Annotated in this window: 28 protein-coding genes, 2 tRNA genes, 1 rRNA gene and 1 pseudogene; 26 read left to right on the forward strand and 6 right to left on the reverse strand. The window is 35.9% G+C overall.

The genetic code is table 11. The features are described 5' to 3' along the window. Nucleotides 1–8 precede the first annotated feature (8 nt). The 6 genes from rrf (at nucleotide 9) to F5ESL0225_RS01190 (ending at nucleotide 3,497) form a co-directional block, all read left to right on the forward strand. Nucleotides 9–125 (forward strand): 5S ribosomal RNA (gene rrf / locus F5ESL0225_RS01165). Nucleotides 126–137: 12 nt separating this feature from the next. After that, nucleotides 138–210, forward strand: a tRNA-Asn gene (locus tag F5ESL0225_RS01170). A gap of 149 nt (nucleotides 211–359) precedes the next feature. Beyond that, nucleotides 360–1,370: a mannose/fructose/sorbose PTS transporter subunit IIA gene (locus tag F5ESL0225_RS01175; RefSeq protein WP_122047701.1), complete on the forward strand. Its 1,011-nt coding sequence runs from the start codon at nucleotides 360–362 to the stop codon at nucleotides 1,368–1,370. Between the two features lie 11 nt (nucleotides 1,371–1,381). Continuing rightward, nucleotides 1,382–2,188 carry a PTS mannose/fructose/sorbose transporter subunit IIC gene (locus F5ESL0225_RS01180; RefSeq protein ID WP_122021280.1) on the forward strand — a complete coding sequence of 269 codons (807 nt, stop codon included), beginning with the start codon at nucleotides 1,382–1,384 and terminating at the stop codon, nucleotides 2,186–2,188. 27 nt (nucleotides 2,189–2,215) lie between these two features. Continuing rightward, nucleotides 2,216–3,130: a PTS system mannose/fructose/sorbose family transporter subunit IID gene (locus tag F5ESL0225_RS01185; RefSeq protein WP_090093517.1), complete on the forward strand. Its 915-nt coding sequence runs from the start codon at nucleotides 2,216–2,218 to the stop codon at nucleotides 3,128–3,130. A 4-nt stretch (nucleotides 3,131–3,134) separates the two neighbouring features. After that, nucleotides 3,135–3,497: a DUF956 family protein gene (locus F5ESL0225_RS01190; protein WP_122021334.1), complete on the forward strand. Its 363-nt coding sequence runs from the start codon at nucleotides 3,135–3,137 to the stop codon at nucleotides 3,495–3,497. A gap of 43 nt (nucleotides 3,498–3,540) precedes the next feature. On the opposite strand, the gene F5ESL0225_RS01195 is transcribed toward F5ESL0225_RS01190, so the two are convergent. Continuing rightward, complete coding sequence (locus tag F5ESL0225_RS01195; RefSeq protein WP_122024413.1) at nucleotides 3,541–4,905, reverse strand: amino acid permease; 1,365 nt, start codon at nucleotides 4,903–4,905, stop codon at nucleotides 3,541–3,543. Nucleotides 4,906–5,069: 164 nt separating this feature from the next. On the opposite strand from F5ESL0225_RS01195, the gene F5ESL0225_RS01200 reads away from it, so the two are divergent. Next, nucleotides 5,070–5,618 (forward strand): GNAT family N-acetyltransferase, encoded by a 549-nt coding sequence (locus tag F5ESL0225_RS01200; RefSeq protein ID WP_122021283.1) that lies wholly within the window; start codon nucleotides 5,070–5,072, stop codon nucleotides 5,616–5,618. Between the two features lie 37 nt (nucleotides 5,619–5,655). Here F5ESL0225_RS01200 and galE read toward each other — a convergent pair whose 3' ends face one another. Continuing rightward, on the reverse strand, nucleotides 5,656–6,645 hold the full coding sequence (galE, locus tag F5ESL0225_RS01205) for a UDP-glucose 4-epimerase GalE (protein WP_122047702.1): 990 nt from the start codon (nucleotides 6,643–6,645) through the stop codon (nucleotides 5,656–5,658). A gap of 142 nt (nucleotides 6,646–6,787) precedes the next feature. Here galE and F5ESL0225_RS01210 point away from each other — a divergent pair, with 142 nt between their 5' ends. The 5 genes from F5ESL0225_RS01210 to F5ESL0225_RS08485 all read left to right on the forward strand — a co-directional run bounded on the left by F5ESL0225_RS01210 (nucleotide 6,788) and on the right by F5ESL0225_RS08485 (nucleotide 10,076). Continuing rightward, nucleotides 6,788–7,546 carry an NADPH-dependent oxidoreductase gene (locus F5ESL0225_RS01210; RefSeq protein ID WP_122047703.1) on the forward strand — a complete coding sequence of 253 codons (759 nt, stop codon included), beginning with the start codon at nucleotides 6,788–6,790 and terminating at the stop codon, nucleotides 7,544–7,546. Between the two features lie 69 nt (nucleotides 7,547–7,615). Further along, nucleotides 7,616–7,688: transfer RNA gene (locus F5ESL0225_RS01215), tRNA-Thr, on the forward strand. A 454-nt stretch (nucleotides 7,689–8,142) separates the two neighbouring features. Beyond that, nucleotides 8,143–8,832: a hypothetical protein gene (locus F5ESL0225_RS01220; RefSeq protein ID WP_122047704.1), complete on the forward strand. Its 690-nt coding sequence runs from the start codon at nucleotides 8,143–8,145 to the stop codon at nucleotides 8,830–8,832. Further along, nucleotides 8,822–9,121: a hypothetical protein gene (locus F5ESL0225_RS08480; RefSeq protein WP_255409646.1), complete on the forward strand. Its 300-nt coding sequence runs from the start codon at nucleotides 8,822–8,824 to the stop codon at nucleotides 9,119–9,121. Before F5ESL0225_RS01220 ends, F5ESL0225_RS08480 begins: the two co-directional genes overlap by 11 nt. Continuing rightward, on the forward strand, nucleotides 9,105–10,076 hold the full coding sequence (locus F5ESL0225_RS08485) for an alpha-L-rhamnosidase C-terminal domain-containing protein (protein ID WP_255409647.1): 972 nt from the start codon (nucleotides 9,105–9,107) through the stop codon (nucleotides 10,074–10,076). The genes F5ESL0225_RS08480 and F5ESL0225_RS08485 overlap by 17 nt, the downstream gene beginning before the upstream one ends. Nucleotides 10,077–10,279: 203 nt before the next feature. On the opposite strand, the gene F5ESL0225_RS01230 is transcribed toward F5ESL0225_RS08485, so the two are convergent. Next, entirely contained in the window at nucleotides 10,280–11,050 is a 771-nt protein-coding gene (locus F5ESL0225_RS01230) for a MerR family transcriptional regulator (RefSeq protein WP_122047705.1), read from the reverse strand. A 173-nt stretch (nucleotides 11,051–11,223) separates the two neighbouring features. Between F5ESL0225_RS01230 and F5ESL0225_RS01235 the strand changes: the two genes are divergently transcribed. After that, on the forward strand, nucleotides 11,224–11,907 hold the full coding sequence (locus F5ESL0225_RS01235) for a dihydrofolate reductase family protein (RefSeq protein ID WP_122021289.1): 684 nt from the start codon (nucleotides 11,224–11,226) through the stop codon (nucleotides 11,905–11,907). A gap of 37 nt (nucleotides 11,908–11,944) precedes the next feature. Here F5ESL0225_RS01235 and F5ESL0225_RS01240 read toward each other — a convergent pair whose 3' ends face one another. Continuing rightward, nucleotides 11,945–12,907 carry a D-2-hydroxyacid dehydrogenase gene (locus F5ESL0225_RS01240; RefSeq protein ID WP_122047706.1) on the reverse strand — a complete coding sequence of 321 codons (963 nt, stop codon included), beginning with the start codon at nucleotides 12,905–12,907 and terminating at the stop codon, nucleotides 11,945–11,947. Nucleotides 12,908–13,201: 294 nt separating this feature from the next. On the opposite strand from F5ESL0225_RS01240, the gene F5ESL0225_RS01245 reads away from it, so the two are divergent. The 5 genes from F5ESL0225_RS01245 to F5ESL0225_RS01260 all read left to right on the forward strand — a co-directional run bounded on the left by F5ESL0225_RS01245 (nucleotide 13,202) and on the right by F5ESL0225_RS01260 (nucleotide 18,351). Then, the gene (locus F5ESL0225_RS01245) at nucleotides 13,202–14,032 is read left to right on the forward strand and encodes a zinc ribbon domain-containing protein (RefSeq protein WP_122047707.1); all 831 of its coding nucleotides are present in this window, start codon (nucleotides 13,202–13,204) and stop codon (nucleotides 14,030–14,032) included. Nucleotides 14,033–14,043: 11 nt separating this feature from the next. After that, nucleotides 14,044–15,417, forward strand: coding sequence for a zinc ribbon domain-containing protein (locus tag F5ESL0225_RS01250; protein WP_122047708.1), 1,374 nt, complete (start codon nucleotides 14,044–14,046; stop codon nucleotides 15,415–15,417). A 426-nt stretch (nucleotides 15,418–15,843) separates the two neighbouring features. Beyond that, nucleotides 15,844–15,993 (forward strand): hypothetical protein, encoded by a 150-nt coding sequence (locus F5ESL0225_RS08290; RefSeq protein WP_158592373.1) that lies wholly within the window; start codon nucleotides 15,844–15,846, stop codon nucleotides 15,991–15,993. A 266-nt stretch (nucleotides 15,994–16,259) separates the two neighbouring features. After that, nucleotides 16,260–17,339 (forward strand): AEC family transporter, encoded by a 1,080-nt coding sequence (locus F5ESL0225_RS01255; protein ID WP_122047709.1) that lies wholly within the window; start codon nucleotides 16,260–16,262, stop codon nucleotides 17,337–17,339. 13 nt (nucleotides 17,340–17,352) lie between these two features. Beyond that, nucleotides 17,353–18,351, forward strand: a complete 999-nt coding sequence (locus F5ESL0225_RS01260) for an NAD(P)-dependent oxidoreductase (protein ID WP_122047710.1) — start codon at nucleotides 17,353–17,355, stop codon at nucleotides 18,349–18,351. 43 nt (nucleotides 18,352–18,394) lie between these two features. On the opposite strand, the gene F5ESL0225_RS01265 is transcribed toward F5ESL0225_RS01260, so the two are convergent. Both F5ESL0225_RS01265 and F5ESL0225_RS01270 read right to left on the reverse strand, forming a co-directional pair. After that, nucleotides 18,395–19,081 (reverse strand): response regulator, encoded by a 687-nt coding sequence (locus F5ESL0225_RS01265; RefSeq protein WP_122047711.1) that lies wholly within the window; start codon nucleotides 19,079–19,081, stop codon nucleotides 18,395–18,397. Nucleotides 19,082–19,083: 2 nt separating this feature from the next. Further along, a complete protein-coding gene (locus tag F5ESL0225_RS01270; RefSeq protein WP_122047712.1) occupies nucleotides 19,084–20,670 on the reverse strand; it encodes a sensor histidine kinase in 1,587 nt (528 codons plus the stop codon). A 728-nt stretch (nucleotides 20,671–21,398) separates the two neighbouring features. Here F5ESL0225_RS01270 and F5ESL0225_RS01275 point away from each other — a divergent pair. From F5ESL0225_RS01275 to F5ESL0225_RS01310, 8 genes and pseudogenes are all read left to right on the forward strand, one after another. Continuing rightward, entirely contained in the window at nucleotides 21,399–22,154 is a 756-nt protein-coding gene (locus tag F5ESL0225_RS01275; RefSeq protein ID WP_122024427.1) for a DeoR/GlpR family DNA-binding transcription regulator, read from the forward strand. A gap of 23 nt (nucleotides 22,155–22,177) precedes the next feature. Beyond that, a complete protein-coding gene (gene lacA, locus F5ESL0225_RS01280) occupies nucleotides 22,178–22,606 on the forward strand; it encodes a galactose-6-phosphate isomerase subunit LacA (protein ID WP_122021299.1) in 429 nt (142 codons plus the stop codon). Between the two features lie 13 nt (nucleotides 22,607–22,619). Next, nucleotides 22,620–23,195: a galactose-6-phosphate isomerase subunit LacB gene (lacB, locus tag F5ESL0225_RS01285; RefSeq protein WP_090093551.1), complete on the forward strand. Its 576-nt coding sequence runs from the start codon at nucleotides 22,620–22,622 to the stop codon at nucleotides 23,193–23,195. 279 nt (nucleotides 23,196–23,474) lie between these two features. Beyond that, nucleotides 23,475–23,960, forward strand: coding sequence for a PTS sugar transporter subunit IIA (locus F5ESL0225_RS01290; protein ID WP_122021300.1), 486 nt, complete (start codon nucleotides 23,475–23,477; stop codon nucleotides 23,958–23,960). Between the two features lie 11 nt (nucleotides 23,961–23,971). Further along, nucleotides 23,972–24,286 (forward strand): PTS fructose transporter subunit IIB, encoded by a 315-nt coding sequence (locus F5ESL0225_RS01295; RefSeq protein WP_122021301.1) that lies wholly within the window; start codon nucleotides 23,972–23,974, stop codon nucleotides 24,284–24,286. Between the two features lie 22 nt (nucleotides 24,287–24,308). Further along, nucleotides 24,309–25,727: pseudogene (locus F5ESL0225_RS01300) on the forward strand (PTS transporter subunit IIC). A gap of 29 nt (nucleotides 25,728–25,756) precedes the next feature. Further along, nucleotides 25,757–25,993: a hypothetical protein gene (locus F5ESL0225_RS01305; protein WP_122047713.1), complete on the forward strand. Its 237-nt coding sequence runs from the start codon at nucleotides 25,757–25,759 to the stop codon at nucleotides 25,991–25,993. A 206-nt stretch (nucleotides 25,994–26,199) separates the two neighbouring features. Next, nucleotides 26,200–26,916 (forward strand): GntR family transcriptional regulator, encoded by a 717-nt coding sequence (locus tag F5ESL0225_RS01310; RefSeq protein ID WP_122047714.1) that lies wholly within the window; start codon nucleotides 26,200–26,202, stop codon nucleotides 26,914–26,916. Nucleotides 26,917–26,935: the final 19 nt, after the last annotated feature.

Raw genomic sequence — 26,935 nt, forward strand, 5'->3', positions numbered from 1 at the left:
AAAAGAAGTACGGTGGCAAGAGCAAGAAGGAAACACCTGTAACCATGCCGAACACAGAAGTTAAGCTTCTTAACGCCGAGAGTAGTTGGTGGGAGACTGCCTGCGAGGGTAGGACGTTGCCGTGCTTTTTTTAATATTCCGGCTTAGCTCAGTTGGTAGAGCGCTTGACTGTTAATCAAGATGTCGTCAGTTCGAGTCTGACAGCCGGAGCAAGGTTAAAAGAGAAGGTTTAATAACCTTCTTTTTTTGTTTATGAAAATTAAATTAGTGGCACTAAAAGTTTAGTGAGTGCGTGACTTAACCGCTTTTAAAAGGTACAATATAAGTATATATATATTTTATTTAAAGGAGGAATTTTCATGGTAGGAATTGTATTGGCAAGCCATGGTGGCTTTGCGGATGGAATTGCTCAATCTGCAGAAATGCTCTTTGGCGAGCAATCCAATTTTGCTCATGTCATTTTGAGACCTGATGAGGGACCAGATGATATTAGAGGAAAAATGGAAGAGTCGATTTCTTCATTCGATAGCCAAGATGAAGTACTGCTATTAGTTGATTTATGGGGTGGTACTCCGTTTAACCAGGCTAGCGGATTACTTGAAAGTCATCCATCCTGGGCAGTGGTTTCTGGAATGAATTTACCAATGGTCGTTGAGGCTTTAACACAAAGAATGACTAATCCAGAGGCTAGTGCTCATGAAATTGCAACAGCAATCATTGCTCCAGCAAAGGATGGCATTAAGACCAAGCCGACTAATTTGATGTCTGAGATGCAAACGCAGACAGTTGCTTCATCAGATAAATCTGAAGAAATTAAGAATAAATCTATTCCAGAAGGAACAGTAGTTGGTGATGGTCATATAAAATATGTATTGGCTAGAATTGATTCACGTTTATTACACGGACAAGTTGCCACAGGTTGGATTCCAGCAATGCATCCAGATCGTGTAATTGTTGTATCAGATCGTGTTGCTAAAGATGATATGCGCAAAAGCATGATTCGTGAAGCTGCCCCTGCTGGTGTTAAAGCGCATACCGTACCATTAGCAAAAATGGTGGAAATTGCTAATGATTCGCGCTTTGGTAATACTCATGCTTTACTTCTTTTTGAAAATCCAGAAGATGTATTAAAAGTAGTTAAGGCGGGAATAGACATAAAAACAATCAATGTGGGTTCAATGTCATATAGTGTTGGTGATGTAAATGCTAATAACGTTTTATCGATGAATCAAGAAGATGTAGACACTTTTCGTGAACTTGAAAAAATGGGTATTAAGTTTGATGTGCGTAAAGTGCCAAATGATAAACCTGGCAACATGGATGCAATTTTAAGTAAAGCGCAAAGTTTGCTTAATGAGCAGAATAAATAGGGGAGTATAATATGAACACTATTCAAATGGTTTTAGTGGTTCTTGTTGCCTTTCTTGCAGGTATGGAAGGTATTTTGGACCAGTGGGAATTTCATCAACCTTTGGTTGCTTGTACACTAATTGGTTTAGTAACAGGACATTTAGATTTAGGTATTATTTTAGGTGGGCAATTACAAATGATTGCCCTTGGTTGGGCTAATATTGGGGCTGCTGTTGCTCCAGATGCAGCTCTAGCATCGGTTGCATCTGCCATTATTTTAGTTCAAAGCGGACAAGGTACTAAAGGAATTGGAATGGCAACTGGTATCGCAATGCCTTTAGCAGTTGCTGGTTTGTTTTTAACAATGATTGTCAGAACAATTTCAACTGCTATTGCACATATCATGGATGCTGATGCTAAAAAAGGTAATTGGCGCAAAATTAATATGTGGCAATGGATAGCAGTCTGCTTACAAGGATTAAGAATTGCTGTGCCCGCTGCATTGCTCTTGGCAATTCCAGCTTCAACGGTTAAATATTGGCTAGGCTTAATGCCAACTTGGCTTAACGAAGGTATGTCAATTGGTGGTGCCATGGTTGTAGCAGTGGGTTATGCAATGGTAATTAACATGATGGCAAGCCGTGAGGTTTGGCCATTCTTTGCGATTGGGTTTGCTTTAGCTGCAATTAAGGACTTAACTTTAATCGCTTTAGGTGCAATTGGTTTAGCAATGGCCTTAATGTACTTAGCACTTGAATCTCAAGGCAATAACAATAATTCAAGTACAAATAATGAAGGTACCGGCGATCCACTCGGCGATATTATTGATGATTATTAAAGTGATATTTAAGAGGAGGAGTTTATTATGGCTGATCAAAAAATAAAATTAACTAAAGCCGATCGCTTCAAAGTCATGTGGCATTCACAATTTTTGCAGGCTTCATGGAACTATGAAAGAATGCAAAATGGTGGTTTTGCCTATTCACTAATTCCAGCATTACGAAAGTTATATCCTAATCAAGAGGATATGGCGGCAGCGCTAGAGCGCCATTTAGTATTTTTTAACGTGCACCCTTATTTGGTTTCACCAATTTTAGGTGTTACCTTAGCTTTAGAAGAGGATAAAGCTAACGGTGCTCCAGTTGGTGACGAAGCAGTCCAAGGAGTTAAGGTTGGAATGATGGGGCCCCTAGCCGGTGTTGGTGATCCAGTCTTTTGGTATACTGTGCGTCCAATCGTTGGAGCATTAGGTGCTTCAATGGCAATTCAGGGTAACATTTTAGGACCAGTTTTATTCTTTGTTATATGGAATGTAATTAGAATTGCCTTTATGTGGTATACACAGGAATTTGGCTATCGGGCAGGTTCAGCGATTACTAATGATATGTCAGGCGGATTACTGCAAAAGGTAACGCGTGGAGCGTCCATGATGGGAATGTTTGTCCTAGGTTCTTTAATTGAACGCTGGGTCAATATTAAATTTACGCCAATTGTTTCCCAAACGCCAATTCAAAAGGGCGGTTACATTGATTGGAATACTCTGCCAGCAGGTGCTAAAGGAATCCAACAAGCTTTAATTGCTCAAAGTAATGGTTTATCCTTGACTAAATTTAAGGTAACTACCTTGCAAAATAATTTGGATACCTTGATTCCTGGTTTAGCTGGTTTATTATTAACCTTCTTGTGTATGTGGCTTTTGAAGAAGAAAGTATCCCCAATAGTGATTATTATTGCTATTTTCATTATTGGTGTTGGCTTACACGTTTTGCATGTACTCTAATAAAATGGTTGAATCAAGTAACAACAAGGTTGATTTTACTACTAGTGCAACATGGTTTCGGGGAATTTCAACTTATGGCAAAGCCATGATTGGAAATAAAGCATTTGAATTTTATAATGATCGTAATATTTCTGATTATGTCCAAATTCCATGGGCAGAAGTAACTTATATTGTAGCGGACGTCCATTTCGGTGGTCGATATATTCCAAGGTTTGAAATTCGAACGAAAGTAAATGGTAAATTTATTTTTTCTACACGAAATAATAAAAAAACTTTACGTGCAATTAGAAATTATGTTCCAGCTGACCGAATGCGGCAAGCATTGGGGTTATGGCAAAAAATAAAGCAAAGGTTGATACATAATTAAAAAATCTTAGATCTTTTGATCTAAGATTTTTTTGTTATCTATTTTATTCTTGATGGCGAATTTTAACTAAACTGAATAAAATAATAAAAATTAATAATGCGGCAATCATTGCAATCCGATTTTCTGGTAAAAAGAGTAATAAAATAATCATTATGATAAAGAAGGCCAGAGTAGCAAAATCTAAATAAGGAAACCATGGCATCTTAAAATCAGTCAAGTCTTGTTCCTTTGTTTGTTTACGATATGCAATATGGGTAAGCAACATTAGACACCAAATAATCAAGAACATACTAGTTGAAGTCGAAGAAATAAAATTAAATGCATTATTTCCAATTAAAATGATAACTAAGGGAGCTAATTCCATTAAAACAGCAGATAGGATAAGTGCGTTTTGTGGAAGTTTTCGGTGTAACTGGCCAAAAGTATGGTTCCACTTACCTTTGCCTTGATAGGTAACCGAGAAAAGTAGTCTACCTGCACTGTACAAAAAACTATTAGTAGCTGAAACAGCTGCGGAAATTACTACAAAGTTAATTAGTGAGCCAGCATTTTGGATACCAGTTGCAGCCAAGGTTTGGACAAAAGGACTGGAGTTAGTCGCAACCTTATTCCAGGGAATTACGACTAAAATCGCCACAATTGCTAAAACATAAAATAAGATGATTCTCATAGGGACTTCGTTAATTGCTTTTTTTATGGTTTTGGCTGGATTTTGGGCTTCGGCTGCAGTTAAACCAACTAGTTCTACGCCGACAAAACTAAAGATAACCATCTGAAAGCCAGCGAAGAAGCCAATGCTACCTTTGGCAAATAGGCCACCGTGACTGTTTAGATTGGCAAAAGTAACTGGCCCCAGACTAGTTTTGCTACCTGTTAATAAGAGGTAAAAGACTAAAATGACGAAGGCAATAATTGTTACAATTTTAATAATTGCAAAACTAAATTCCAAATTACCAAAAAAACGAGCGGACAGTAAGTTAATAATTAATAATACTGCCACCGTTATTAATCCAGGTAGCCAAGTTGGCAGTCGAGGAAACCAATATTGGAAATAAATTCCTAGAGCAGTCATTTCAGCCATCCCCAATGTGACCCAGCTAATCCAATAAAGATAACCTGAAATCAGACCTATATCTTTACCTAAGTATTTTTTGATAAAGTCGATGTAGGTATGCTTTGACAAATCTGAAACAATTAGTTCACCTAGAGCACGCATTAATAAAAATAAAAAAATTCCCACAATAACGTAAATTAAGAGGACACTTGGACCAGCTCGGCGGATACTATTGCCGACACCTAAAAATAAGCCGGTGCCGATTGTTCCGCCTAAGGCAATTAATTGAATATGGGCGTTAGTTAGGGTTCGTTCATAACCACTATTATTGTTTTCTTCATCTTTTTCATTCATTAGATTTCTCCGAAACTATAAAATATTACATTGATATTACAATAGTCGATTATAGCATTTATTAAATTGACATGCTTATATAAAGATGAGATTTTTTTGAGTTGACAATTATTTTGATAATTGTATGATGAGTTTAATTAAGGATTTATTAAAGGAGATAATCAATGTTTGTTTTAGCTACTTTTTCGTTGAACAATTTATCCATTAAGTTAGTTTTCCCGGAAACAAGTCATGCGCAAAGTTTATATAATCTTATTGAGCAGGATCGATCAGAATTATCACGCTTCTTGCCTTGGGCGAATGAAATAAATGCGCTTCAGGATGAACTTGCTTTTATTAAGCTTATGCGAAGTGAGACCGCGGAATATAAAAAATTGGCATTAGTGATTCTTGTGAATAACCAACCAGCGGGTATGGTTGATCTGCATGATATAAAGCTAAATCATCAAAGTGCGGAAATTGGTTATTGGCTTGGCCAGAAATATCAGGGTAAGGGCATTATGACCGAGGTAGTGAGACATTTGATAGATATCTCTTTTTCTGAGTTAAAATTACACCGGTTAAACCTCTTGGTCGATCATCGAAATAAAGCTAGTAGAGCAATAGCCCAGAGACTAAAATTTGACCACGTTGCATTATTGAAAGATGAAGTAAAAAATCACGACCAGTTTTGTGATATAGATTTATATACCGTGATTAATTCTACCAACTAAAAAATGTACTGGTAATATTTACCAGTACAATTTTAGTTTAATCTTCATAACCATGAGGATGAGCTTGGTGCCATTGCCATGCACTTGCAATGAGATCTTCAGCACTTTCAAATTGGGGCTGCCAATGTAAGATGGTTCTAGCTTTAGTAGAATCAGCAACAAGACTATCCGGATCACCGCTACGTCTTGGTCCGATTGTGTATGGAATCTGAATTCCGGTAACCTTGCGCGCAGCTTGCAAAATTTCTAAATTGGAGTAGCCGTGTTCAGTACCTAAATTAAAGACATCTGATAGGTTAGTTTTGATTAAATATTGTAGTGCTAAAATATGAGCATCGATTAGATCGGTTACTTGAATGTAGTCACGTACATTAGTACCATCGTGTGTATCATAGTCATCCCCAAAAATGGTGAACTTATTATCACCCTTAACAGCACTATTTAAAATATTGGGAATAAGATGTGTTTCAGGTGCATGGTCTTCACCTGTTTGTCCATCCTTTGATGCCCCGGCAACGTTAAAATATCTTAGTGCAACTGATTTAATACCATCAGCTTTGTCGGCCCAGTGCATGATTTTTTCCATCATTAATTTGGTATCACCATATGGATTAATTGGATTTAATGGTGAATCTTCAGTAATTGGTAACTTTTTAGGGATGCCATAAGTCGCAGCACTAGAAGAAAAGACCAGGTAATTCACCCTTGCATCCCGCATTGCCTCAAGAAGGGCAATCATTCCCCAAACATTATTATCGTAATACTTGAGGGGGTTTTTCATTGACTCTGGTACTAGTGAATAGGCTGCAAAGTGCATAACAGCATCAATTTTTTCATTACGCAGAATTTGACTTACTAAAAATTTATTTTTAAGGTCGCCTTGATAAAACTTGGCGCGATTGTCTACAGCCAGACGATGACCTGTGTATAAAGCATCAAGCACAACTACTTCGTACCCGTTATCCAGTAATTGTTTAACTGCATTTGAACCTATGTAGCCGGCTCCACCAATAACTAATATACGCATTTTTGCCTCCATTTTTGTAACCGTTTAAATAGATTTTAGCATAAATTGGTAAATTATTTATATAAATTACTACTAATTGACACCAGGTGGTTTTTGCACTACATTAATTTTAAGTAAGTCAATTCAGAGGGGAAGTAAGCCAATGATTCACAATTCAACCATTGATCAGCAAATTAATCACAGATCGATTAGAAAGTTTAAAGCTCAATCGTTAACAACCGAACAATTAACAACCTTATTCACAGTTTTTCAGCATACGGCTACAAGTCTATTTATGCAAAATACGACTCTCTTGCATATTACTGATGAGGAAAAACGAGCAAAAATACGGCAATTGTGTAACCAAAAGTATGTAGGGGCAGAAGGCGACTTATTTATTTTTGTAGTTGATCTGTATCGTAATCAGCAGATTCGCCAGCAACTAGGTCAAGATGATGGTCGAGTACATACAACTGATCTTTTTATGCAAGGAATGGACGATACCTTACTTGCATGGCAAAATGTGGCTAATGCGGTGGAAAGTATGGGACTAGGTTATGTGCCACTGGGGACAATTAATGACCATCCACTAGCACTACTTGAGGTGCTGGATTTACCGAAACTAACTTTTCCTGCACTGGGGATGCAGGTAGGGGTCCCCGATCAAAACCCACAATTAAAGCCACGTTTACCCCTAAAATTCACTACGTTTGAAAATAATTATCCACAAAATTTCAATGTTGCTGAGTTAAAAGACTATGACCAAACTGTGGAAAAATATTATGATTTACGAGCAACTAATCACCGCATTGATTCTTTTACCAAACAAATAACCGGGGCCAAGTTGGATAATAAAAAAATTGATCGCGACCAGTTACCTCAATTGCTGCATCAACAGGGGCTGTGTCTTGACTGGAAATAATAAATAAAAGTCATTCATTTGATTGCATGACTTTTTTTGTTTTGGTATAATTTGAATGTTACAAAAAGCGCTGATTTAGCTCAGTTGGTAGAGCGTTTCCCTCGTAAAGAAAAGGTCGCCAGTTCGATTCTGGCAATCAGCATTTTTAATAGTAATTCAAAGTAATCAACCTTGATTTATCAACCTTTTTCGAAGATAAGTTAAGGTTGATTTTCGTTAATAAAGGTTCTCATGCACAAAAAATGTACAAAGAAAAAAGTTGTGTGTACGAAAAAGTCATTAGAGGCAGACTAGAAGACGATATAACGGGCTTTGTGCCCGCTATTTTTTGTACCTAAAAATTTATTAATCTTCAGAATTCTTAAATCTGGTAGTAGACTAATTAGCTTGAAATTATTTAGCAAACACTCGGTATATATTCTTATAGTGTGGTAGCATGGGAGTATAATTTTATTCGCGGAATATTTTTTTAATAATTTAGAATGGGGCAGATTCCAATAGCTGTTGATATTAGAAAGGAAAGAAGGATAGCTTTATAGCAATATGAGGGATACTTGGATTTTTTAAAGAAGTAACTGATTTTTTAGAGGTGTTAAATGAAACTTACAGAATATTCTGGAATTAATAAAATAACTTTAGATGATTTCTTGTCTTTAGATGAGGAACAGACTATAAGGTTTGATTTTTTAACGCAAGGGAAAGAAGCGGATTGCACCGAATTAACAAATAGTATTTATCATAAGCTTTTTCCTTGGTTTGACGAAAAAAATCATGCGGGTGATACGTTGAATACTTATAGAATAGCGGTAAAAAAGTACTATGGTAGTTACTATCGTTTTTTAGATCGAAAAAAACAGTTAGAAATTATTGGTATTATTAAAAAATATACACCACATAATAGTGACCAGATTTTTGAGTTTGAGGCTACTGATAAGAACGGTCATTCATATTATCAACTATGTAATAATTATCAATTAGGTAATTTTTTTATTTTGCCAGTTCATGGTGGAATTAATCCTAAGAGGGCTCGAGTGCCATACAATGATTTCTTTGATAAATTTTTAATTGTATTGAACGATTTTTATTTTAAAAATTTTACTACCTATACTGATTTTATTGATAAGAACTACTTATGGAGTTTTACAGAAAAGGTTACTAAGGATAATATTTCACTACAAAAATTATCAGGTAAATCAACTTTTGAAGAGTATGTTTTATCAATTACAGATATTGTTAAACAGCGGGGCCAAGAACTGTATGCTCTATTGCATATGGATGCGAGGTAGAGCACAGCGAATAAATCGTCTACTACAAAACATTAAATGGAGTCAGCGTGGCAATATGTTGTCTATTCCAACTGATTGTCTGCAATGTGAACGTGTAGGTTGGACCTGTGATATGCAAGTTTTCGCACCAGCTGCAACTTTTTATTATGATACTGAAGATTTTTACCAAAGTACGCTTGATTTTAAAGGTATTTTGAGTCCAGCTGGCTGGGGCGATGCCACTCATCATGGTACCTTGGACTCTGTATCAAAGATATGGACACAAGGAAATATTGCTAGAAAACTATGATGCAATGATGAAGTGGCATAATTACAGTGTAAAAAGTGCTGCTGCAGATAAAAAGGGCAATGACTGTTACATTTTGGATACTACTTTTCACTATGGTGATTGGATGTTTCCAAGTATGATGATTGGCAATCCAGATCCGATGAAGTCAGCTAAAGCAACTAAAGATTTAGTTGCGACCGTATTTTTAGCACACTCTGCAATACTTCTTGCTAAAATAAGCAAGCTTTTAGGTAAAGATAGTAATCAGTATATTGAATATGCTAATAAGGTAAAAATATCCTTTACTAATAAATTTGTAAAAGCTGGCAAGTTAACTAGCGATTATCAGGGATGCTATGTTTTGGCACTGGCGTTTGATATGGTTGAAGACCATAATCTTAAACAGCAATTGTTAGCTAGGCTAGTAGAACTAATACATGATAACAATGACTGCCTAGATACTGGCTTTTTGTCTGTTCCATATTTATTAGACGTACTAGTTGATAATGATGAAATAGAATTAGCTAAGCAATTATTTTTACAGGATAAGTGCCCGTCTTGGTTATATGAAGTTGACCATGGAGCTACTACTATTTGGGAATCTTGGGCGGGGATTCAACCTGATGGTAAAGTAGGGACATTTTCCTTTAATCATTACGCTATGGGGTGTGTCCTTGATTGGTTTATAAGAAATGTTGTTGGTTTAAATGTAATCAAGCCAGGATATAAAGAAGTTGCAATTAACCCGAAGTTCAAAGGCATAGTTAATGATTTTCAAATGAAGTATTTAAGTGTAAATGGTTTATTTACTATCCAACTTAGGAATGGGATATATAAATTTAGCATTCCTGCAGGATGTAAAGCCACTATTTATCCGCCGGATACGGATAAGTTTTTAAAAAAGTATCCACAAGCAAGTGTTGAAAATACAAGAATCACAGTGAAATCAGGTACTTATCAATTTCTAATAGCTTAAGCTAGGAGAAAGTAGTATTCTTTTGACAAGCATATTGGTTAAAAGAATGCTTGATTCAATATTGGATTATTAGATGATCAATTTGTCTTTAAGTTCTACTTATAACTGTCTTTTAGGCTACTTCTGCTAACCAGATAAGATTTAATTATACAAAAAGGACAATTTGTAAAAATAACAAAATGTCCTTTTATTTATTAAGCTCTTTAAGCATAATAATTAATAATATCTTTTAAAGTTTGGGCGGCACCTTCCATACCAGTACCCTCTTCATAGTATTTCTTAAATCGTTCATCACAAACATACATTGTAGCCAAATTTTTGTGATTCGTGGATGAATATAACTGGCTAGGCCACATCATCTGTAAATATTCTTTATGTAAAGTAAAAAGTTGTTTAGCAGCAGTTTGTTGGAAATCAGTAGTACCAACTAGTGGCTTTAACTGAATCAAAATTTGTTTAGTGATTTGTTCTAAATGATCAAATTCTTTTTTGGACAGAGCATAGACTTTTTGCTTACTCGTATCAATAAGATCATTACCATATTTAGTACGAATTTCTTTGCCATACATTTTTTCATTATCATTAATTTTTTTCATTTTAAAGGCAATAAATTTTTCTTGATCGCTCATGTTCATGGGTGTTTTTCCTTTCATCGATGTAAGTGTTTGATCTAGGTTATCAATCAATGCCGTTAATCGGTTTTTCTCAGCTATTATTTTTTGACGTTGTTGTTTTAAAGCTTGGTATTGGATTGCAGTAGAACTTTGCATGATTTTTTTGATTTGCGCTAAAGGCAAGTCAAATAATCTTAAAAACATTATCTTTTGTAGTTGATCAACTTCGGCCTTGTCATAATAACGATAATTATTTTTAGTATTACGACGGGCAATTAGTAGTCCCGTCTTATCGTAAAAACGCAAAGTTCTCGTTGAAATTCCTGTTAATTTAGCTAATTCGGTGATTGAATACGACATAATTAAATCTCCTCACTTACATTTTGAAGTATAATTGTTGACGCTACGTCAAGGTCAAGGGAAATATAGCAATAAATTTAAATATTTTTAACTCAGGTAAAATATTCTGTTCTCTTCTTGACTTCAAGTATATTTGAAGGATTATATTTGGTTTAAATTAAAAGGAGGCAAAAATGGATAGAGCAAAAGTAGTAGTTCATATGTATGTCACGATTGACGGTAAAATTGATGGTAAATGTGATAGCCCTGCGTCAAGCAAATATTATAATGATGAACTATTTGTTTTAAGTAATGCTGATGGCAATGGTCGCCGGACGATTCAAATGTATGCCGCCCCTGAAACACTTGATTTGAGTCAATACAGTACTGCTGGAATTAAGTATGAAGATTGGCTACCTGATATTGAATCAGCGACTTGGGCTGTTGCCTTTGATCGTAAAGGAAAATGTGGTTGGAATAAAAATTATTTTCTATATCATAATCAACAAATGCGAGCAATTGAAGTTGTTACGAAAAAGGCACGAAAAGAATATTTGTCCTTTCTGCGTACAATGGAAATCCCCTATATTGTTTCTGGAGAGGAGAATTTTAACTTAAAGGAAGTTTTAGTTAAGCTAAGAGCGCATTTTGGCATTGAAAAATTAGCTCTTTGTGGTGGTGCTAGAATTAATGGTGTCTTTTTAGAACAGCACTTAGTCGATGAAATTTCTCTCGTCATTTCGCCATATGTCAATGGTGACCGCGAGATTAAGACTACTTTTGAAACAACTAGTAGAATTGATGATCAATTTAAAATAGATTTTATCAAAAAACTGCCAGACGGCGGATTACATTTAATTTTTAAAAAAGGTGAATAAAAATAAGCTGCAAAGATTAATTTTGCAGCTTATTTTTTTAATTAACGACATTAACGGCTTTTCCGTTTAAGAAAGCTGATAAGTTGTTGATTGTAATATCTAACAGGCGCTTACGTGTTTCTTTTGGTGCCCACGCAATATGTGGTGTAATGTAACAATTTTTGGCAGATAAGAGCGGACTGTTTACCGGAATTGGTTCTTGCTCGGCAACATCAACACCAGCTGCTCCAATTTTACCATTATTCAAAGCGTGAGCAACATCTTGCTCGTTAATCAACCCCCCGCGTGCTGTATTAAGTAATAGAACGCCATCCTTCATCTTGGTAATTGCTTCTCGGTCAATCATTTCAGTTGTTTCAGGTGCTTGTGGCACGTGAAGACTAATAATGTCGGCTTGTTGATATAATTCATCCAGACTAACTTGTTTTACGTAGTCTGGAAGATTTGTTTTTGGTCGATGATTATAAAAAATAACGTTCATTGCAAAGGCATGGGCGATTTCAGCGACTTTTTGAGCGATGCTGCCAAAGCCAATTAATCCCATTGTTTTACCTTGCAGTTCGATTAATGGTTTTGCCCAAAAAGTAAAATCAGGATTGTTGCTCCAGCGTCCCTCGTGAACCAGTTTATTGTGCAAACCAACTTGGCTAGTGATTTCAAGGAGTAGAGCAAAAGTAAATTGTGCTACTGCATCGGTGCCGTAAGTTGGAATATTAGTAACCGGGATGTTAGCTGCCCGTGCAGCCGCAGTATCAATCACATTGTACCCGGTCGCGGTGACTCCAATGTATTTAAGATTAGGTGCTTTGGTGATAACACTTCGATTTAATGGTGTTTTATTAGTTAATACTATTTCGGCATCACCGATTCTGCGCAAAATCTCGCCGTCATCATCAACTGGTGTTCGATCATAAATGGTACATTCGCCCAACTGCTTAAGGGGTGTCCAATCAAGGTCACCGGGGTTTAAGGCATAACTATCTAAATTTACAATTTTCATTTTTTAACCTCATTTGTTCATTTTTAACTTCTAGTTTACTACAGTTTGCAAAAGTACCAACTATGAAGCAGTTCAATCCAGCCTAATACTACAATTTGACAGTAAAAATAGATAATTTTACAATGAATTAGTGTTCTGCCTTTTTAGCTTTTTTTATATATAGTTTAGTTATTTGGGTAAAAGACAAAGTGGGAAGAAGATGTTTTACTATCCAATATTGCTATTCCAGATTTTGGGAGCTGATGAAAGTAGTTAATACACATATAATGTTGTTATAAATGTAAGGAGCAAGTAATGAAAAAGTGCCCTAATTGTGGTGCCCTGATGGAAAATGGGGTTAATTTTTGTACTAAATGCGGTAGCGATTTACGTTCAATTACGTTAGAAAAAGAGCCGGAGCAGGCTACTACTGTAACTAAAAAAACTGCACCAGTTGTGGCTGAAGTTAATCAGCAACATGTTAATTCTGGTAGCTATTTGCAAAATTATTGGGAATGGCTGGTTGAATCATGGAAATGTCCCGCAACTAGCAATTTAGCTGCTCAAAGCTGGTACGGCTGGGTAACAATTTTAATTGAAGATGTTTTATTTGTTACTGGATTATATTTCTTTGCTAAGTCAGTTATTACCAGTGCAATTGGCTTAGTCAATCATTTCGGGGGCGATACTAGAGGTTGGGGCAATTTTGATATTTCTTTTGGCATTGTCTTTCGGGTATTTTTAATTGTCCTGATTTTCCAAGTGATTGTGATTGGTAGTCACTTTGTGGCATATAAATTTATTTATGATGAGCAAATTAATCTATTAGATTTTGTTAACCGCGGTATCCATGCTAGTAACCTAAATTTGATTTTGACAGTCATTTTCTTTTTATTAATGGTTTTAGGACTTAATAGTATCAGATTTACTTTATTTTTAGTTTTACTATTATTTGGTTTGTTCTTTATTGGTCAAGAAGTGGCCTTGCTAGCAAATAACGGTGCTCGACGGGATAAAGCATATGGCGCTTTGCTTGCTTTTGGTATTATTTTTGTTTGTAGTTTGATAATGAACTCACTTATTTATAATTCCGTTTTACGGTCAATTTTTAATCAAATTATTTCGGGTTTTAATGGTTCAATGTAGATGGTGTAAAGATGAATAAAAATGAATTTTGTCCAAATTGTGGACAACCAGTTAACGAAAACGAGGAGTTTTGTTCCAAATGTGGCGCAAAGCTGTCTAATAATAAGCAAAGCCGGCAGGAATACCGAACGGATCAGACGCCCCGGCAAGCTGCTGACAATAATCTGCGCCAGCCGATGAAAAAGAAAACTAAGATAATTTTGAACATTGTGGGCGTTTTGGTTGTTGCTTTCATTACTTTTTATGCTTGGGGCTCAAATCATTATCAACGGAAAAATCAAGTTGATCAGATTACTGCGTATTTAAAAAATCCGCGGGCAAATTTAGCGGACTATGTTACCTCGGATAATCCTAGTGTGCATGTCACTAATGCGGCTTTGAAGCCAACGCAAAATTATTATTTTAATCACAATAGTGATGCCGATAAGATGGCAGAAGCTTTTAAGTATGGTGATACTTATGAAGACGTTTCGTTAGTACAGTCAGGACGCTATTTACTGTTTTTCCCTAAATATACGTTAAAATTTAAGACTTTTACACCACATATTAAGACTAATCATGCCAATTCGACGATTTATGTTAATGATGAAAAAATCGGTGGGGTTAATGGTAGTGGTGAAAGTTATTATAAGCAGGTACAGCCACTTTTTCCTGGAAAATATCATATTGTAGTTAAATCGACTGCTGCTGGTCATAAGTTAACTGCTGATAAAAGCGCCAATATTTTTTCAAATAGTGCAATTAATATGAATATCAAGACCGTCAATTTTACGGTTAAAAGCTCTCCTGGTGCGGATGTCTATATTAACGAGAAAAAAGTTGGTATGTTAGATAAGAACGGCGAAAAAGTATTTAACGAATATCCTGCTACGGATGACATGAAGATTTATGTCATGATGAAGGTTGACGGCAACGCAATCAGATCAAAGGTAGTTGATTATGATGATCTAGGCTTTGATGATGACGATGATAGTAGTAGTAATGTCGTTAAGCCTGAATGGCCGGGCTTAATCAGCGAGGATGATGCCAAAAATATCTTGGAAGACAACTTTGAGGATCCAGCTGAAGATGCATTTGTTGGTGGCGCGGAAAATAAGGGTTACCAAGAACTGCATGAGCAGATAGGTAATTTTAATGATAATGATGAGATAATTTCTTATGATATGGATTGTAGCATTGTTTCCATTTCGCCTGCGCCAGATAATAGTAGTAATGTTGTCTATAAGATAACTTACACTTTTGAGCATGATGATTATGAGCATAAACAAGTAATGCTATATTCTGGTTGCGTCTTCCACCAAAATGGTGATGACGATGATGCTTCACAAAAAATTAAAGCAATCGGTAATGGAAAGATTATCAGTGATAAAAAGTATAATAACTAAACTAATAGGGCACATCACATGTGATGTGCTTATTTAGTTTCAAATTACATTGATGAGTAAATTGGCCAAGATAAAAGATCATCAATCTATTAAATTTAAAAATAATAGGAGAACTTAAAATTAATAAATTGCGTAAGAATTATCATGAAAAAAGAAAGTATTGTTCCACTATTTTTTAAAGGAAATTTCCTTTTTTGGAATACTGCATATGTGTTTTCATTAAAGAGTGGGCGAAAACTTAATCTTAAAGACTATCCTGAACTTAATAAATTGGGTTACTGAATTAAGGTTAATGATTAAACTAATTAACGGGTATGGTCACTTTTAGGGCTTCCGGCGTTTAGCTAAAAATTTTGTCGAATAACAGGGCTTCAACCAGATGATTTTTACGTAAATTTAGTTTCTGGTTCAATCATTGGCATATCTTTGGCAATTCAAACTTATGCAGCACCTGGAGCAGCGATTTTTGCTGTGGTAATGGCAGCAATTATGTATGCCTTTTTTGAGCAATCGCCAGTTCATAAGAAGGTAAGCCATGTAGCAGAGCAAGAAGAAGACGGCTTTGATGAATTTTAAATAGCTCATACAAAAATAATGTTAAGAAGCATTCTATTTTGTGAAGATCAAATAGGATGCTTTTGTTTTGTTTTTTATTCACATATTCTACTAGCTTGAATTTTCCGACAAATGCAAGTTACTTTACTGGTAAAATTGTTCGTTTATATTTACTTGATTTCGCTTACATAAGTTACAAAAGGTTACATTAATTTACTATTATTATCAAAAATTTAGGTTAAAACTAAAATATATTGTGAAATATGTAATTAATTAGGAGGAGAAAGATGAATATTGCGAAAGCGATTCAAGTGACATTTTCCAATGCTGCGATAGTTAGCTCAGTAACATCAACAATTTTTATTATTTTATTGGGTTTTTATTTACGTAAGCGTAATATCTTTACAGAAAAGTATGGTAAGCTTTTATCTAAGATTGTTTTAACAGTTGCGCTTCCGGCTTTGGCATTCAACTCATTTATGCAGCCAATTAATGGCGAAACTTTTTCGCAAGGGATGAATGTGTTAATTTGGGGAATTGTAATTTATATTATTTTGATTTTGGTAACCCCAATTTCTTATGCCAAATATCCTAAAGATAAGCGGGATGTTCTAGCAATTTTAACCACTTTTGGTTCAACTACCTTTTTTGGAATTCCAATTGTTGGTGCGGTCTTTGGTACCAAGGGCATAATGTATAGCTCGATTTTTAATATTGGCTACCGGATTTTTTTATATTCTTATGCTTATATTAAGATGTCTGGCTTGAAAATGAATGCAAGCAATATCAAAAAAATGTTTGTCAATCCGGTGGTAATTGCTACTTTTTTGGGACTGATTATGTGGCTAGTGCAAAATTATATGCCACAGGTTGCTGTAAGACAAGCTGTTAATGGCATAATTAATCCTGGTGCACCAATAATTAAGGTTGCCTTTTACCGAATTGATCAGACTGCAATTTGGTTGTACAAACCACTGCAATATCTGGCTAACCTGGCATCACCACTTGCTTGGCTATCAATCGGTGCTACTTTAGGTTCGACTTCATTTAAAAAAGCTGCGGGAAACAAGACTTCTTGGTATTACAGTTTTAATAAGGTTGTCTTAGTACCACTGCTTAACTTGGTAATACTGGTCATCTTAAATGTGACTAACATCTTACCGATTAGCTATGTTGCCTTAGGTACAATCATTATTATGATGGCTACGCCAACCGCTGCCGTTGCTTCGTCTTATGCGATTAGCTTTGATCGTGAGGCGGTATTATCGTCCAATGCATCCTTTGTATCGACAATTTTAGCGGTAGTGGCAATGCCATTTTGGATTGCCTTTCTCGGTGTTCTTAGTCAAAGCGGATTATTTCATTAATTAGGAGGTTTTTATGTTTAAAATTGTTGCTTATGGCGTACGTGAAAATGAAGTAGATTACTTCAAGAAATTAAATAAATATCATTATGATGTGCAATTGGAATCTGAATTGTTAACTCACGATAATATTGAAACTGCTAAAGGCGCAGATGCTGTTTTGTTACGTGCCAATTGTAAGGCAGACGCACAAAACTTGGCGAAATTAAATGAGTGGGGCATTAAATACGTCTTTACTAGAACAGTAGGTTTTAACCATATTGATCTTAAGACTGCCGCCAAATATGAAATGAAAGTTGCTCGTGTTCCGGCATATTCACCATACGCCGTAGCCGAATTGGCAATGACCTTAGGAATGATGCTCTTTAGACATACTGCTTTGGCAGTCGATATGACCAGGCAGGGAAACTTTAGTGTTTCGACCGCCACTTTTTCTGGTGAAGTTCATTCAAGTACTGTGGGAATTATCGGAACTGGTCGAATTGGGGCGACTGAAGCGCAGCTATATAGTGGAATGGGAACCAAAGTCTTGGGCTATGATCCTTATCCAAGCGACTTCGCTAAACAATATGTTGAATTTGTTGAGCAGGATGAATTGCTAGCAAAATCAGATATTGTTTCAATCCACGTGCCGTATTTCCCAGGTCAAAATGATCGTTTAATCGATGCGGACTTTTTAAAGAAAATGAAACCAACTGCTGTTTTGGTTAATACGGCGAGAACACAACTTGCTGATTATCCTGCTATTATTAAGGCAATCACTCAAAATAAAATTGCTGGTTTTGCTAGTGATGTTTTACCGGACGAAGTTGAAGTGCTGGGACATGATTTTAAAGGCAATATCACTAATGAACTGACTAAGCAGTTAGTTGATTTATATCCTAAGGTTCTACTAACTCCGCACATTGGTTCTTACACGAGTCCAGCTTTAACGGATATGATTGCAGTCAGCTATGAAAACTTCCACCAAGTTTTAGAGACAGGTAAGACTGATAACGACGTTAAGTTAGACTAAGTTAATACACAAAAAAGCGAGCTATCAACTGATAGTTCGCTTTTTATTTATTAGCTTTGTAAAGTTTAATTGGTCGACCTACTTTTAGGTAATGGGTTTTGATTGTTAATTCATTAGTTTTTACTAAATAATCTAAATACTTTTTCGTGGTAATCCGTGAGAGTTTAGACTTACGGGCAATCTCCTGATTAGAAAAATAATCGGGTGTTTCTGCGATGATTGCCTTTATTTTGTTAAGAGAAAAATTTGATAGTCCTTTAGGCAAGGAAGTCATTTCTTTTTCTCCAGCAAACTCTTGTGTAATGAAAATCTGATCGAGTTCAGTTTGCGATAATTGTCGATCTTGGTTTAATACCTCATTATATTTTAGAAAATGCTCAATTGCCTTATGGAATCGCTCAAAAGAAAATGGTTTTACCAGGTAATCGAGTACGCCATAGTTTAACGCTTGGTTAACGCTTTGGCTATCTTTAGCAGCTGATAACATGATTACATTCGGATGGAGATTGTGCTCAATAAATAAGTGAAGAAGCTCAGTACCTGAAATTTTAGGTAAATAAATATCGAGTAAGACCAAATCAAGCTGCATTTTTTGCGCAAGGGCTAAAGCTTTATCTGCCCTATCTACTTGATAAAGCTGCATTTTTGCGGGCGGAATTATTTTCATTAGGTACTGTTTATCAACTGAATTGACCATGGGGTCATCTTCCACAATGAGAATCTGTAACATTTTTACTCCTCGCTGTTAATCGGTAATTCAAGATAGAAATTGCTACCATGTGGATTACAAGGTGTAATGTCAATATAGCCGTGATGATTATCGACAATTTGCTTAACTAGCATTAAGCCGTAACCATGACCTTTACCTTTAGTAGAATATTTTTGCTTAAAAAGTTGTTCTCGGACAGCAGGCAAAATACCACTACCGTTATCGGTCACTTCTATAATCAGGGTCGTACTTTCGGTATCATAATTAAGTTCGAGTTTAATGGCACCACTGGTATCAATGGCAGCTAAGGCATTGTCGATTAAGTTACCCAATATCTTGATCAGATCAAGATTTAATTGGTCTGAAACAATTGCTTGTGGCAGATAGGAATCAGGAGTAAGTGTCAAAGTCACTTTTTGCTCTTTAGCCTGATTAATTTTACCGGTTAAAAAACCGACTAAAGCTGGTGATTCAATCTGCTGGTTTAGCTGGCCAAACTCTTGCTGGTAATTAGCATTAACTTTACCAATAAAATTAGTAACATTATCATATTGCTTTAATTCAATCATACCGTAAATTGCCTGTAATTTATTGCGAAATTCATGCGATTGCGCTCTAAGGGCTTGAATGTATTGCTCACTTCCAGCTAATTGTTCAGACAGTTGTTGGTATTTGGATTGATCTTGCAGTAGAGCAATTTGGCCATAAGTTTTGTCATGATAAACTAGCCTACTAGTGGATACAATGTACTCTTTAGCGTTAATTAAGAGCGGAACATTGGTCTTATTTTGTGAATGATTATGATTAAAAATTAGTTTAGCTAAATTGGAATCTAGTGCAGTACCCACTTTAACTGCTGGAAATGTTTTTTTAGCTAAATAATTGGTTGTAATTACGATGTTTTGTTCATTAACGGCAATTAAGATTTCATCAATACTATCAATAATAGCGTGTAATTCCGTCAGCTTAGTAGCAATTTCATCTGGTTCCATATTAAAAAGAGATTTTTTAATCCTTTGTGCTAAAAAAAGTGCCAAAATTATGCCAGCACATAAAGCAAATAATGAACCAAGAATAACCGCTTTTTGAGCAGATAAAATTGCTCGGTTAATTGAGCTATCGGTTAGGCCAACGCAGACAATGCCAACTTGCTGTTTGTTCTTGAAAACAGGAACAAAGATGCGGTAACCCGTTCCTAAAATACCTTTGCGATGTGAATAATGGCTTTTACCAGTGCTTGATTTTTTAGCATCTTGCGGAGAACTAAATCTTTTGCCAATCCGACTAGCATCAGGGTGGGAGTAGTGCATTAATTTCCGGTCTAAAATGACAACGAAATCAACATGAGATGCCTGTGTGATTTGATTGGCATACTTTTGCAATGAATTATTTTGGGTAGGCTGAGGATGCTTTTTTAGGGTTTCCTTAACGGTTGCATCCTGAGCAGCAATTCTAGCAACTCCAGCGATTTCTTCTTTGATTATTTGCTTTTGACTCTGTTTGACATGGTATGAAGCGATACTGCCAGCAGTAATAACAAAAATAACTGTTGTTAAAAAAACTAGTAAAACAGATTTAGTCCGTAAGCTAAAGCTTGATTTTCGTGGCATGTTTTTCCTTTTTATATTGTTACAACTTATTACTATTAGTATAAACTACTAAATCATAAAAAAGCTTAACTTAAAGGAAGATTTTATCAAGTGCTTAAATAAATAACTAAAATATCTTTTAAACTAAAAATAGCAGTCATAACTGATAGTTACCAGCTATACTTAAAGTTAATTGATGTCAAAAATTGCAAATTGAGCTAATAGAAGTGTTTAAAGGTGACTAATGTAAATAATATCGGGTTACTAAATTCACTAAGTGAATTAATCAATTCTCATTATGATAGTGGCAATCACGCAATTGTTAGTGGAAAATCTCTCCCGATTAGACCAGGTGACTGTTAATGAAATTATCAATCATGCTTAATGTTTTGCAATCTATTGTCAGACACTTTTGCGAAAAATCAGCTTATTCAAGTTTGATTTGAAATCATCGCTTTCTAAAATAATTTTCCCCATTGATTACTGTTTCTACTTCTGGAAAATACGCTGAAATTTTGAATGATTTTTTACGAAAATTATCGGAAGACAAAATTTTGTAAAGAAGCCATTGATTTAATAATTTTTGAACAACATGATATAGAATAGATTTAGAAAGAAGAAATAACTTGCAGCTAATTATTCTTAATCTGTTTATCAAACATGTTCAAACATTGACAAACAAAATAGAACAATTATACTAAAAGATGAACTAAGTTAGTTGCTTAATCTAGTTTAAAAAGTAGGTAACCATGTTAAAAAGTGAAAGATTAAAGACGATTTTACAGATAGTAAACACGCAAAAGTTTGTAACAGTTGATGAATTGGCTCAAGCCCTCAAGGTGTCTGATATGACAATTAGGCGGGATCTAAATGAATTGCATAAGTTCAACAAGATTATGCGTATTCACGGTGGCGCGCAGATTTTGTCAGACCAAAGCCGTATTGAAAAAAGTTACAAACAAAAAAGAGAGATTCATAGTAAGGAAAAGATTGAAGTTGCCAAGCGCGCCTGCAATCTAATTCATGAAAATGATTCAATTTATGTTGGTCCGGGCACTACTTTAGAATTAATGGTTGCTAACTTGAAAGTTAAGCATCTCAGGATAGTGACTAATTCACTGCCAGTTTTTGAAGTGGCTAAAAACAGTCCTAATAATTATGATCTGATCATGATTGGCGGTTCTTATCGGAGAATCAGTGGTGCTTTTTTAGGGGCTCTTGCTAATAGTGAACTTGCAACAATGTCTTTTTCAGTCGGCTTTGTAGGTGTTAATGGCATTAAAGATACTTCTATGACAACAGCTAACTTAGAAGAGGGTCAAACCGAGAAAATCGGATTAGATCATTCACAAGTTAAATTGATTGTGGCTGATTATTCTAAATTGGATCACAGTGATTTTCATCAATTTTATGACTTGCGCGATGTTGATGGTTTGATTACTAATCATGGTATCGATCCTGAATTGGAAAAACATTATAGTCAATTTACAACCATTTATAAATAGTTGTTTTGAGAGGAGTTTTAGCTATGAAAGTTGTTATTGGTAGCGATCAGGCTGGCTTTGACTTAAAGGAAAAAGTCAAGCAGTACTTGGAGGATCACAATTATGAGGTCTTGGACGTTACAACAAAAGCAGCAGCAGATTTTGTTGAATCTAGCTTGCTAGTTACACGTGAAGTACTGGATAACGGTATTAAAAAAGCCATCATGTTTGATGAATATGGTGTAGGATCGGCAATGGCTTCTAACAAGGTCAAAGGGATGGTTACCGCAAATGTGAACGAGGAAAGAACTGCCCACATGACAGCGATGCACAACGGTGCCAAGGCTATCGCTTTGGGAAGTGGCATTGTTGGTGAAAAATTAGCCTATTCGATCGTGCAACATTATCTTGATACTGATTATGCTGGCGGACGGCATCAGATTCGGCTAAACATGTTAGAAGAAATGATCTGAGGGAGGGCTAAAAATGTTAGATAATGATCGACCACAACCAGAATTTGTTGATCCTAAAATTGATAAGCATACGGTGATTGCCTTGGGTAATGACCATATTGTGACTGCAATTAAAATGGCTATTTCTGATCACCTTAAGGATGAGGGCTATCGTGTAATTGATGAAGGTACACATGACAACACAAGAACTCACTATCCAATGTATGGTAAACGCGTGGCAGAAGACGTTGCTGATGGCCGCGCTGATCTTGGTATCGTTCTTTGCGGGACAGGCATCGGTATTTCAACGGCCGCTGATAAAAATGAGGGTATTCGAGCAGCGATGGTTGGCGACGCTACTCAAGCTGAATATGCCCGCCGTGAATTAAATGCAAATGTTATTGGCTTTGGCGGTATTGTCCTTGGACGTGATTTCATTTTTGATATTGTAGATTCATTTTTGAATGCTAGGTATGCCCCAACTGACGATAACCGCAAATTAATTACCAAAATTGATGGTATTGCAAAGCCAAATCCTGATCAAAAGGATAATGTTCACTTCTTTGATGAAGAAAATAAGAAGTGGGCCGAAGGCGTATACCACGACTAATAAAAGTAAATAAAAAACAAAATTTAATCGCACACAAATACAAAAGATCATGCAGAGATTGTCGTGGTCTTTTTTTGTATTCGTTAAGGCAGAGAGAAATTTGTTTAATAAAATCAGAATGATAAACAAAGTTTCACTATTTCAATTTGTAGAAAATTAAGAAAATTTGTTGCAATTTTGAATCCGGTTACATATAATATCAATAGACAATCAAACAAAATAAAACATTTTCAAACAAAAGCGAAAGAGCTTGCCTAGTATGGAAAAGGAGTCTGAGCTGTGAAAGTAGATAGCTTGTTTTCACCAAAAGCTGTATTTGTCAGCGATGCGATTGATTCAACCGCGGTTTTAAGGGAAGTTTCAGAGCAATTGCTACAACAAGATCTTGTTAAGGCTGATTTCTTTACTGAAATCGCCAAACGAGAGGCCGATTACCCGACTGGAATTGACACATCACCGATTACAAAAGAACTGCCTAATATTGCAGTACCGCACACTGAAGGGGAATTTGTTAATACGCGTTTAATAATTCCGGTTGCCTTGAAGTCGACGGTTGGATTTAAAAATATGATTGCGCCTGATCAAGAATTACCAGTGAAATTCTTATTTATGATTTTAAATAATGATCCAGAAGGACAGGCAAATATCTTGGCACAAATAATGGACTTTCTTCGACTTACGTCTGTTTCAAAACTACAAGAGTTATTCAGTCTTACTAACCCTGATAAAATTTATCAGTTTTTAAGTGAGCATTTTGAGCAATAGGGGGTATTTTTATGAGTAGAGAAGTTAAATTTATTGCTGCGTGTGGGGCAGGGGTTAACTCATCGCACCAAATTAAAGATGCAGTTGAGGAAGAAATGAGAAAGCGCGGCTATAACGTTAAGGTTGATGCTTACATGGTTAAAGATGTCAATGAAGAATTATTGTCACACTATGATGGCTACCTAACAATCGCCAAGACGGATCTTTCATTTGCACCAAAGATTCCTTTGATTGATGCCGGTGCTATTTTGTATCGGATACCAACAATGGCCAAACCAGTTTATGACAATGTGGAAAAAGTAGTTAAGGAAATTAATGCAAAATAGTTTTATTTGAAAGGAACTAATAATGAACGGAATAATTAATTTCGCTAATTCACTTTTTAAACCACTTATTGATATGGGTGCAGCCACGATAATGCTAATTGTGTTAACATTTATTGCCTTACTCTTTCGGGTTAAATTTTCTAAAGCGCTCGAAGGTGGTATGAAATTAGCGATTGCAATTACGGCAATCGGTAATATTATGAATATGCTAACTATGGCATTTCAAAAGCCAATGATGCAGTTTGTTAAGCACACTGGAATTCATATGGATATGCAGGATATGGGGTGGGCACCATTAGCAACAATTACTTGGGGTTCACCTTATACTCTTTTTTACCTCTTAGTATTAATCATTTTGAACGTTCTTTTACTAGTAATGAACAAAACCAACACTTTGGATGTTGATATTTTTGACGTTTGGCACTTAGCCTTCATCGGCTTGTTCTGTGTTTATGTCGGAGCACCATTATGGCTTTCGACTCTACTGGTTATCTTTATTGGAACAATGAAGATCATCAACTCTGATTTGATGAAACCAACTTTCAATGACTTACTTGATGCGCCTGAAGGTAACCCAATGACGACCACGCACATGAATTACATGATGAATCCTATTATCATGGTCTTCAACAAGTTCTTTGATGAATGTCTTCCGTGGCTTGATAAATTCGATTTTGATTCAACCAAGTTGAATGAAAAAATTGGTTTCTGGGGCAGCAGATTTGCCATTGGTGTTTACCTTGGTGTCTTTGTTTCCTTACTTGCAGGTAACAACTTAGCCACTGAACAGGGATGGAAAGATATGTTTACGCTATCCTTTGTTGGTGGTTCATGTATTGAACTCTTCTCCGTTATTGGCTCATGGTTTATTGCTTCGGTTGAGCCACTATCACAAGGAATTGCAGACTTCGCCACCAAGAAATTTTCCGGCAGGTCATTTAACATTGGTCTTGACTGGCCATTTCTTGCTGGTCGGTCTGAAATCTGGGCAGCTGCCAATGTCTTGGCACCAATTATGATGCTTGAAGCAATGATTTTGCCAGGTAACAGATTAATGCCACTCGGTGGTATTATTGCCATGGGTGTAACGCCAGCTTTGTTAGTTGTTACTCGCGGTAAAATCATTCGAATGATTATTATCGGTACGGTTGAACTACCAATCTTCCTTTGAGCAGGCACAATGGTTGGTCCATTTGTTACCAACATGGCTCACTCAGTTGGTGCAGCAATTCCGGCCCACACATTGGTTTCTGATACTACGATGGAAGGCCCAGTTGAAAAATTCTTGGCTTATTTAGTTGGTAATGCATGGAAGCAACACGGTATGTTCATTATTTATGCAATTGCCGCTTTGGTAGTCTATCTTCTATTATTCTGGTGGTATGCACGTGAAATGAAGAAGAGGAATATAGAATACACCGCAGCTAAAAATCATAGTTAATTACAATGATTCTAGTAAGGATGATTTGAATGAAAAAAGAAAAGGTTATACCAAAAGAAGTAGCTAGACGTAACGGTCTTTTTATGTGGACTGTGTTTGTAATTGTGATTAATCTTGTGCAAGTACTTTTCAAAAATTGGTTAACCAGTTTAGTTGCAATGGTAGGAACAATTTATGCATTGTATCGGGTAGTCGTTTATGATAACCCAAAAAATCGCCTCAGCCAAAAGTATTACGATTGGCGCGGTAATAAAATAAATAAATAAAATCATGACAAAGGTCAGTAAGGTGAACAATCTTACTGGTCTTTTTTATGACTAAAATGTTGCGAATGCTGTTAAAAGTAAGTAACAGTTCAGATAAGTACTGATGAAAAAAGATAAAATAAGCTAAAATTAAATTGAAATTAACCGCTTTCTTTGATACACTCAAATCATAAGTGGTATCAACCAGTTGGAAAGGAAGAAAGACAATGCAAAAACCGCTTTATCAGCGGGTGATTACTGATTTAGAAAAACAAATTAAAAAGATGAATCCCAATGCTCGCTTACCAAGTGAGCGTCAACTTTTAATTAAATACGGTATTAGTCGTAATACTATTAGATTAGCGTTGCAAAATCTAGAAGAACGCGGATTAATTTATCGTCTTCATGGCAAAGGAACTTTTGTTGCGAGCGTTGTTCTTGATCAACCTAATATTGGCGGAATGTATTCTTTTTCTGAGGAATTGAAACGGGCTGGTCAAAAAGCCTCGACTCAAAATCGAAGTTTAGAATTAGTTATTCCGAATCAGCATATCATCGAACAACTGAATTTAGCCGAAAATGAACAAGTTTATGAGTTGGTACGCATACGTTTAGCCAATAACCAGCCACGGATTTTTAGTAAAAGCTACTTACCAGCCAGGCTTTTTCCAGATTTTAAGATTACCGACTTGCAAAATCAGCAGCTGTACGGTGTTTTCAAACAAAAGTACAACCAAATTGGTGTAATGGCGTTTGAGGACGTGCAGGCTGTTAGTTTAAGTGAACAAGAGGGCCAGTATTTAGATGAAAAAGCTGGTTCACCGTGTTTGAAAATTTTCCGTAAAACTATCAATGAAAAAAATATTCCGATCGAGTTTACGATATCACTAGCCCGCGGTGACAAGTTTATTTATCGTTCGCGCCAATACAATAAGTTATTTTGATTTTTAATAGAAGGAGAAA

The sequence above is a fragment of the Lactobacillus sp. ESL0225 genome (assembly GCF_003692905.1).
In the GTDB taxonomy this organism is placed as follows: Bacteria; Bacillota; Bacilli; order Lactobacillales; family Lactobacillaceae; genus Lactobacillus; species Lactobacillus bombicola.

Coding starts and splice junctions, on each gene's coding strand:
- F5ESL0225_RS01175 (WP_122047701.1), top strand. CDS start 360: ATGGTAGGAATTGTATTGGCAAGCCATGGTGGCTTTGCGGATGGAATT.
- F5ESL0225_RS01180 (WP_122021280.1), top strand. CDS start 1,382: ATGAACACTATTCAAATGGTTTTAGTGGTTCTTGTTGCCTTTCTTGCA.
- F5ESL0225_RS01185 (WP_090093517.1), top strand. CDS start 2,216: ATGGCTGATCAAAAAATAAAATTAACTAAAGCCGATCGCTTCAAAGTC.
- F5ESL0225_RS01190 (WP_122021334.1), top strand. CDS start 3,135: ATGGTTGAATCAAGTAACAACAAGGTTGATTTTACTACTAGTGCAACA.
- F5ESL0225_RS01195 (WP_122024413.1), bottom strand. CDS start 4,905: ATGAATGAAAAAGATGAAGAAAACAATAATAGTGGTTATGAACGAACC.
- F5ESL0225_RS01200 (WP_122021283.1), top strand. CDS start 5,070: ATGTTTGTTTTAGCTACTTTTTCGTTGAACAATTTATCCATTAAGTTA.
- galE (WP_122047702.1), bottom strand. CDS start 6,645: ATGCGTATATTAGTTATTGGTGGAGCCGGCTACATAGGTTCAAATGCA.
- F5ESL0225_RS01210 (WP_122047703.1), top strand. CDS start 6,788: ATGATTCACAATTCAACCATTGATCAGCAAATTAATCACAGATCGATT.
- F5ESL0225_RS01220 (WP_122047704.1), top strand. CDS start 8,143: ATGAAACTTACAGAATATTCTGGAATTAATAAAATAACTTTAGATGAT.
- F5ESL0225_RS08480 (WP_255409646.1), top strand. CDS start 8,822: ATGCGAGGTAGAGCACAGCGAATAAATCGTCTACTACAAAACATTAAA.
- F5ESL0225_RS01230 (WP_122047705.1), bottom strand. CDS start 11,050: ATGTCGTATTCAATCACCGAATTAGCTAAATTAACAGGAATTTCAACG.
- F5ESL0225_RS01235 (WP_122021289.1), top strand. CDS start 11,224: ATGGATAGAGCAAAAGTAGTAGTTCATATGTATGTCACGATTGACGGT.
- F5ESL0225_RS01240 (WP_122047706.1), bottom strand. CDS start 12,907: ATGAAAATTGTAAATTTAGATAGTTATGCCTTAAACCCCGGTGACCTT.
- F5ESL0225_RS01245 (WP_122047707.1), top strand. CDS start 13,202: ATGAAAAAGTGCCCTAATTGTGGTGCCCTGATGGAAAATGGGGTTAAT.
- F5ESL0225_RS01250 (WP_122047708.1), top strand. CDS start 14,044: ATGAATAAAAATGAATTTTGTCCAAATTGTGGACAACCAGTTAACGAA.
- F5ESL0225_RS01255 (WP_122047709.1), top strand. CDS start 16,260: ATGAATATTGCGAAAGCGATTCAAGTGACATTTTCCAATGCTGCGATA.
- F5ESL0225_RS01260 (WP_122047710.1), top strand. CDS start 17,353: ATGTTTAAAATTGTTGCTTATGGCGTACGTGAAAATGAAGTAGATTAC.
- F5ESL0225_RS01265 (WP_122047711.1), bottom strand. CDS start 19,081: ATGTTACAGATTCTCATTGTGGAAGATGACCCCATGGTCAATTCAGTT.
- F5ESL0225_RS01270 (WP_122047712.1), bottom strand. CDS start 20,670: ATGCCACGAAAATCAAGCTTTAGCTTACGGACTAAATCTGTTTTACTA.
- F5ESL0225_RS01275 (WP_122024427.1), top strand. CDS start 21,399: ATGTTAAAAAGTGAAAGATTAAAGACGATTTTACAGATAGTAAACACG.
- lacA (WP_122021299.1), top strand. CDS start 22,178: ATGAAAGTTGTTATTGGTAGCGATCAGGCTGGCTTTGACTTAAAGGAA.
- lacB (WP_090093551.1), top strand. CDS start 22,620: ATGTTAGATAATGATCGACCACAACCAGAATTTGTTGATCCTAAAATT.
- F5ESL0225_RS01295 (WP_122021301.1), top strand. CDS start 23,972: ATGAGTAGAGAAGTTAAATTTATTGCTGCGTGTGGGGCAGGGGTTAAC.
- F5ESL0225_RS01305 (WP_122047713.1), top strand. CDS start 25,757: ATGAAAAAAGAAAAGGTTATACCAAAAGAAGTAGCTAGACGTAACGGT.
- F5ESL0225_RS01310 (WP_122047714.1), top strand. CDS start 26,200: ATGCAAAAACCGCTTTATCAGCGGGTGATTACTGATTTAGAAAAACAA.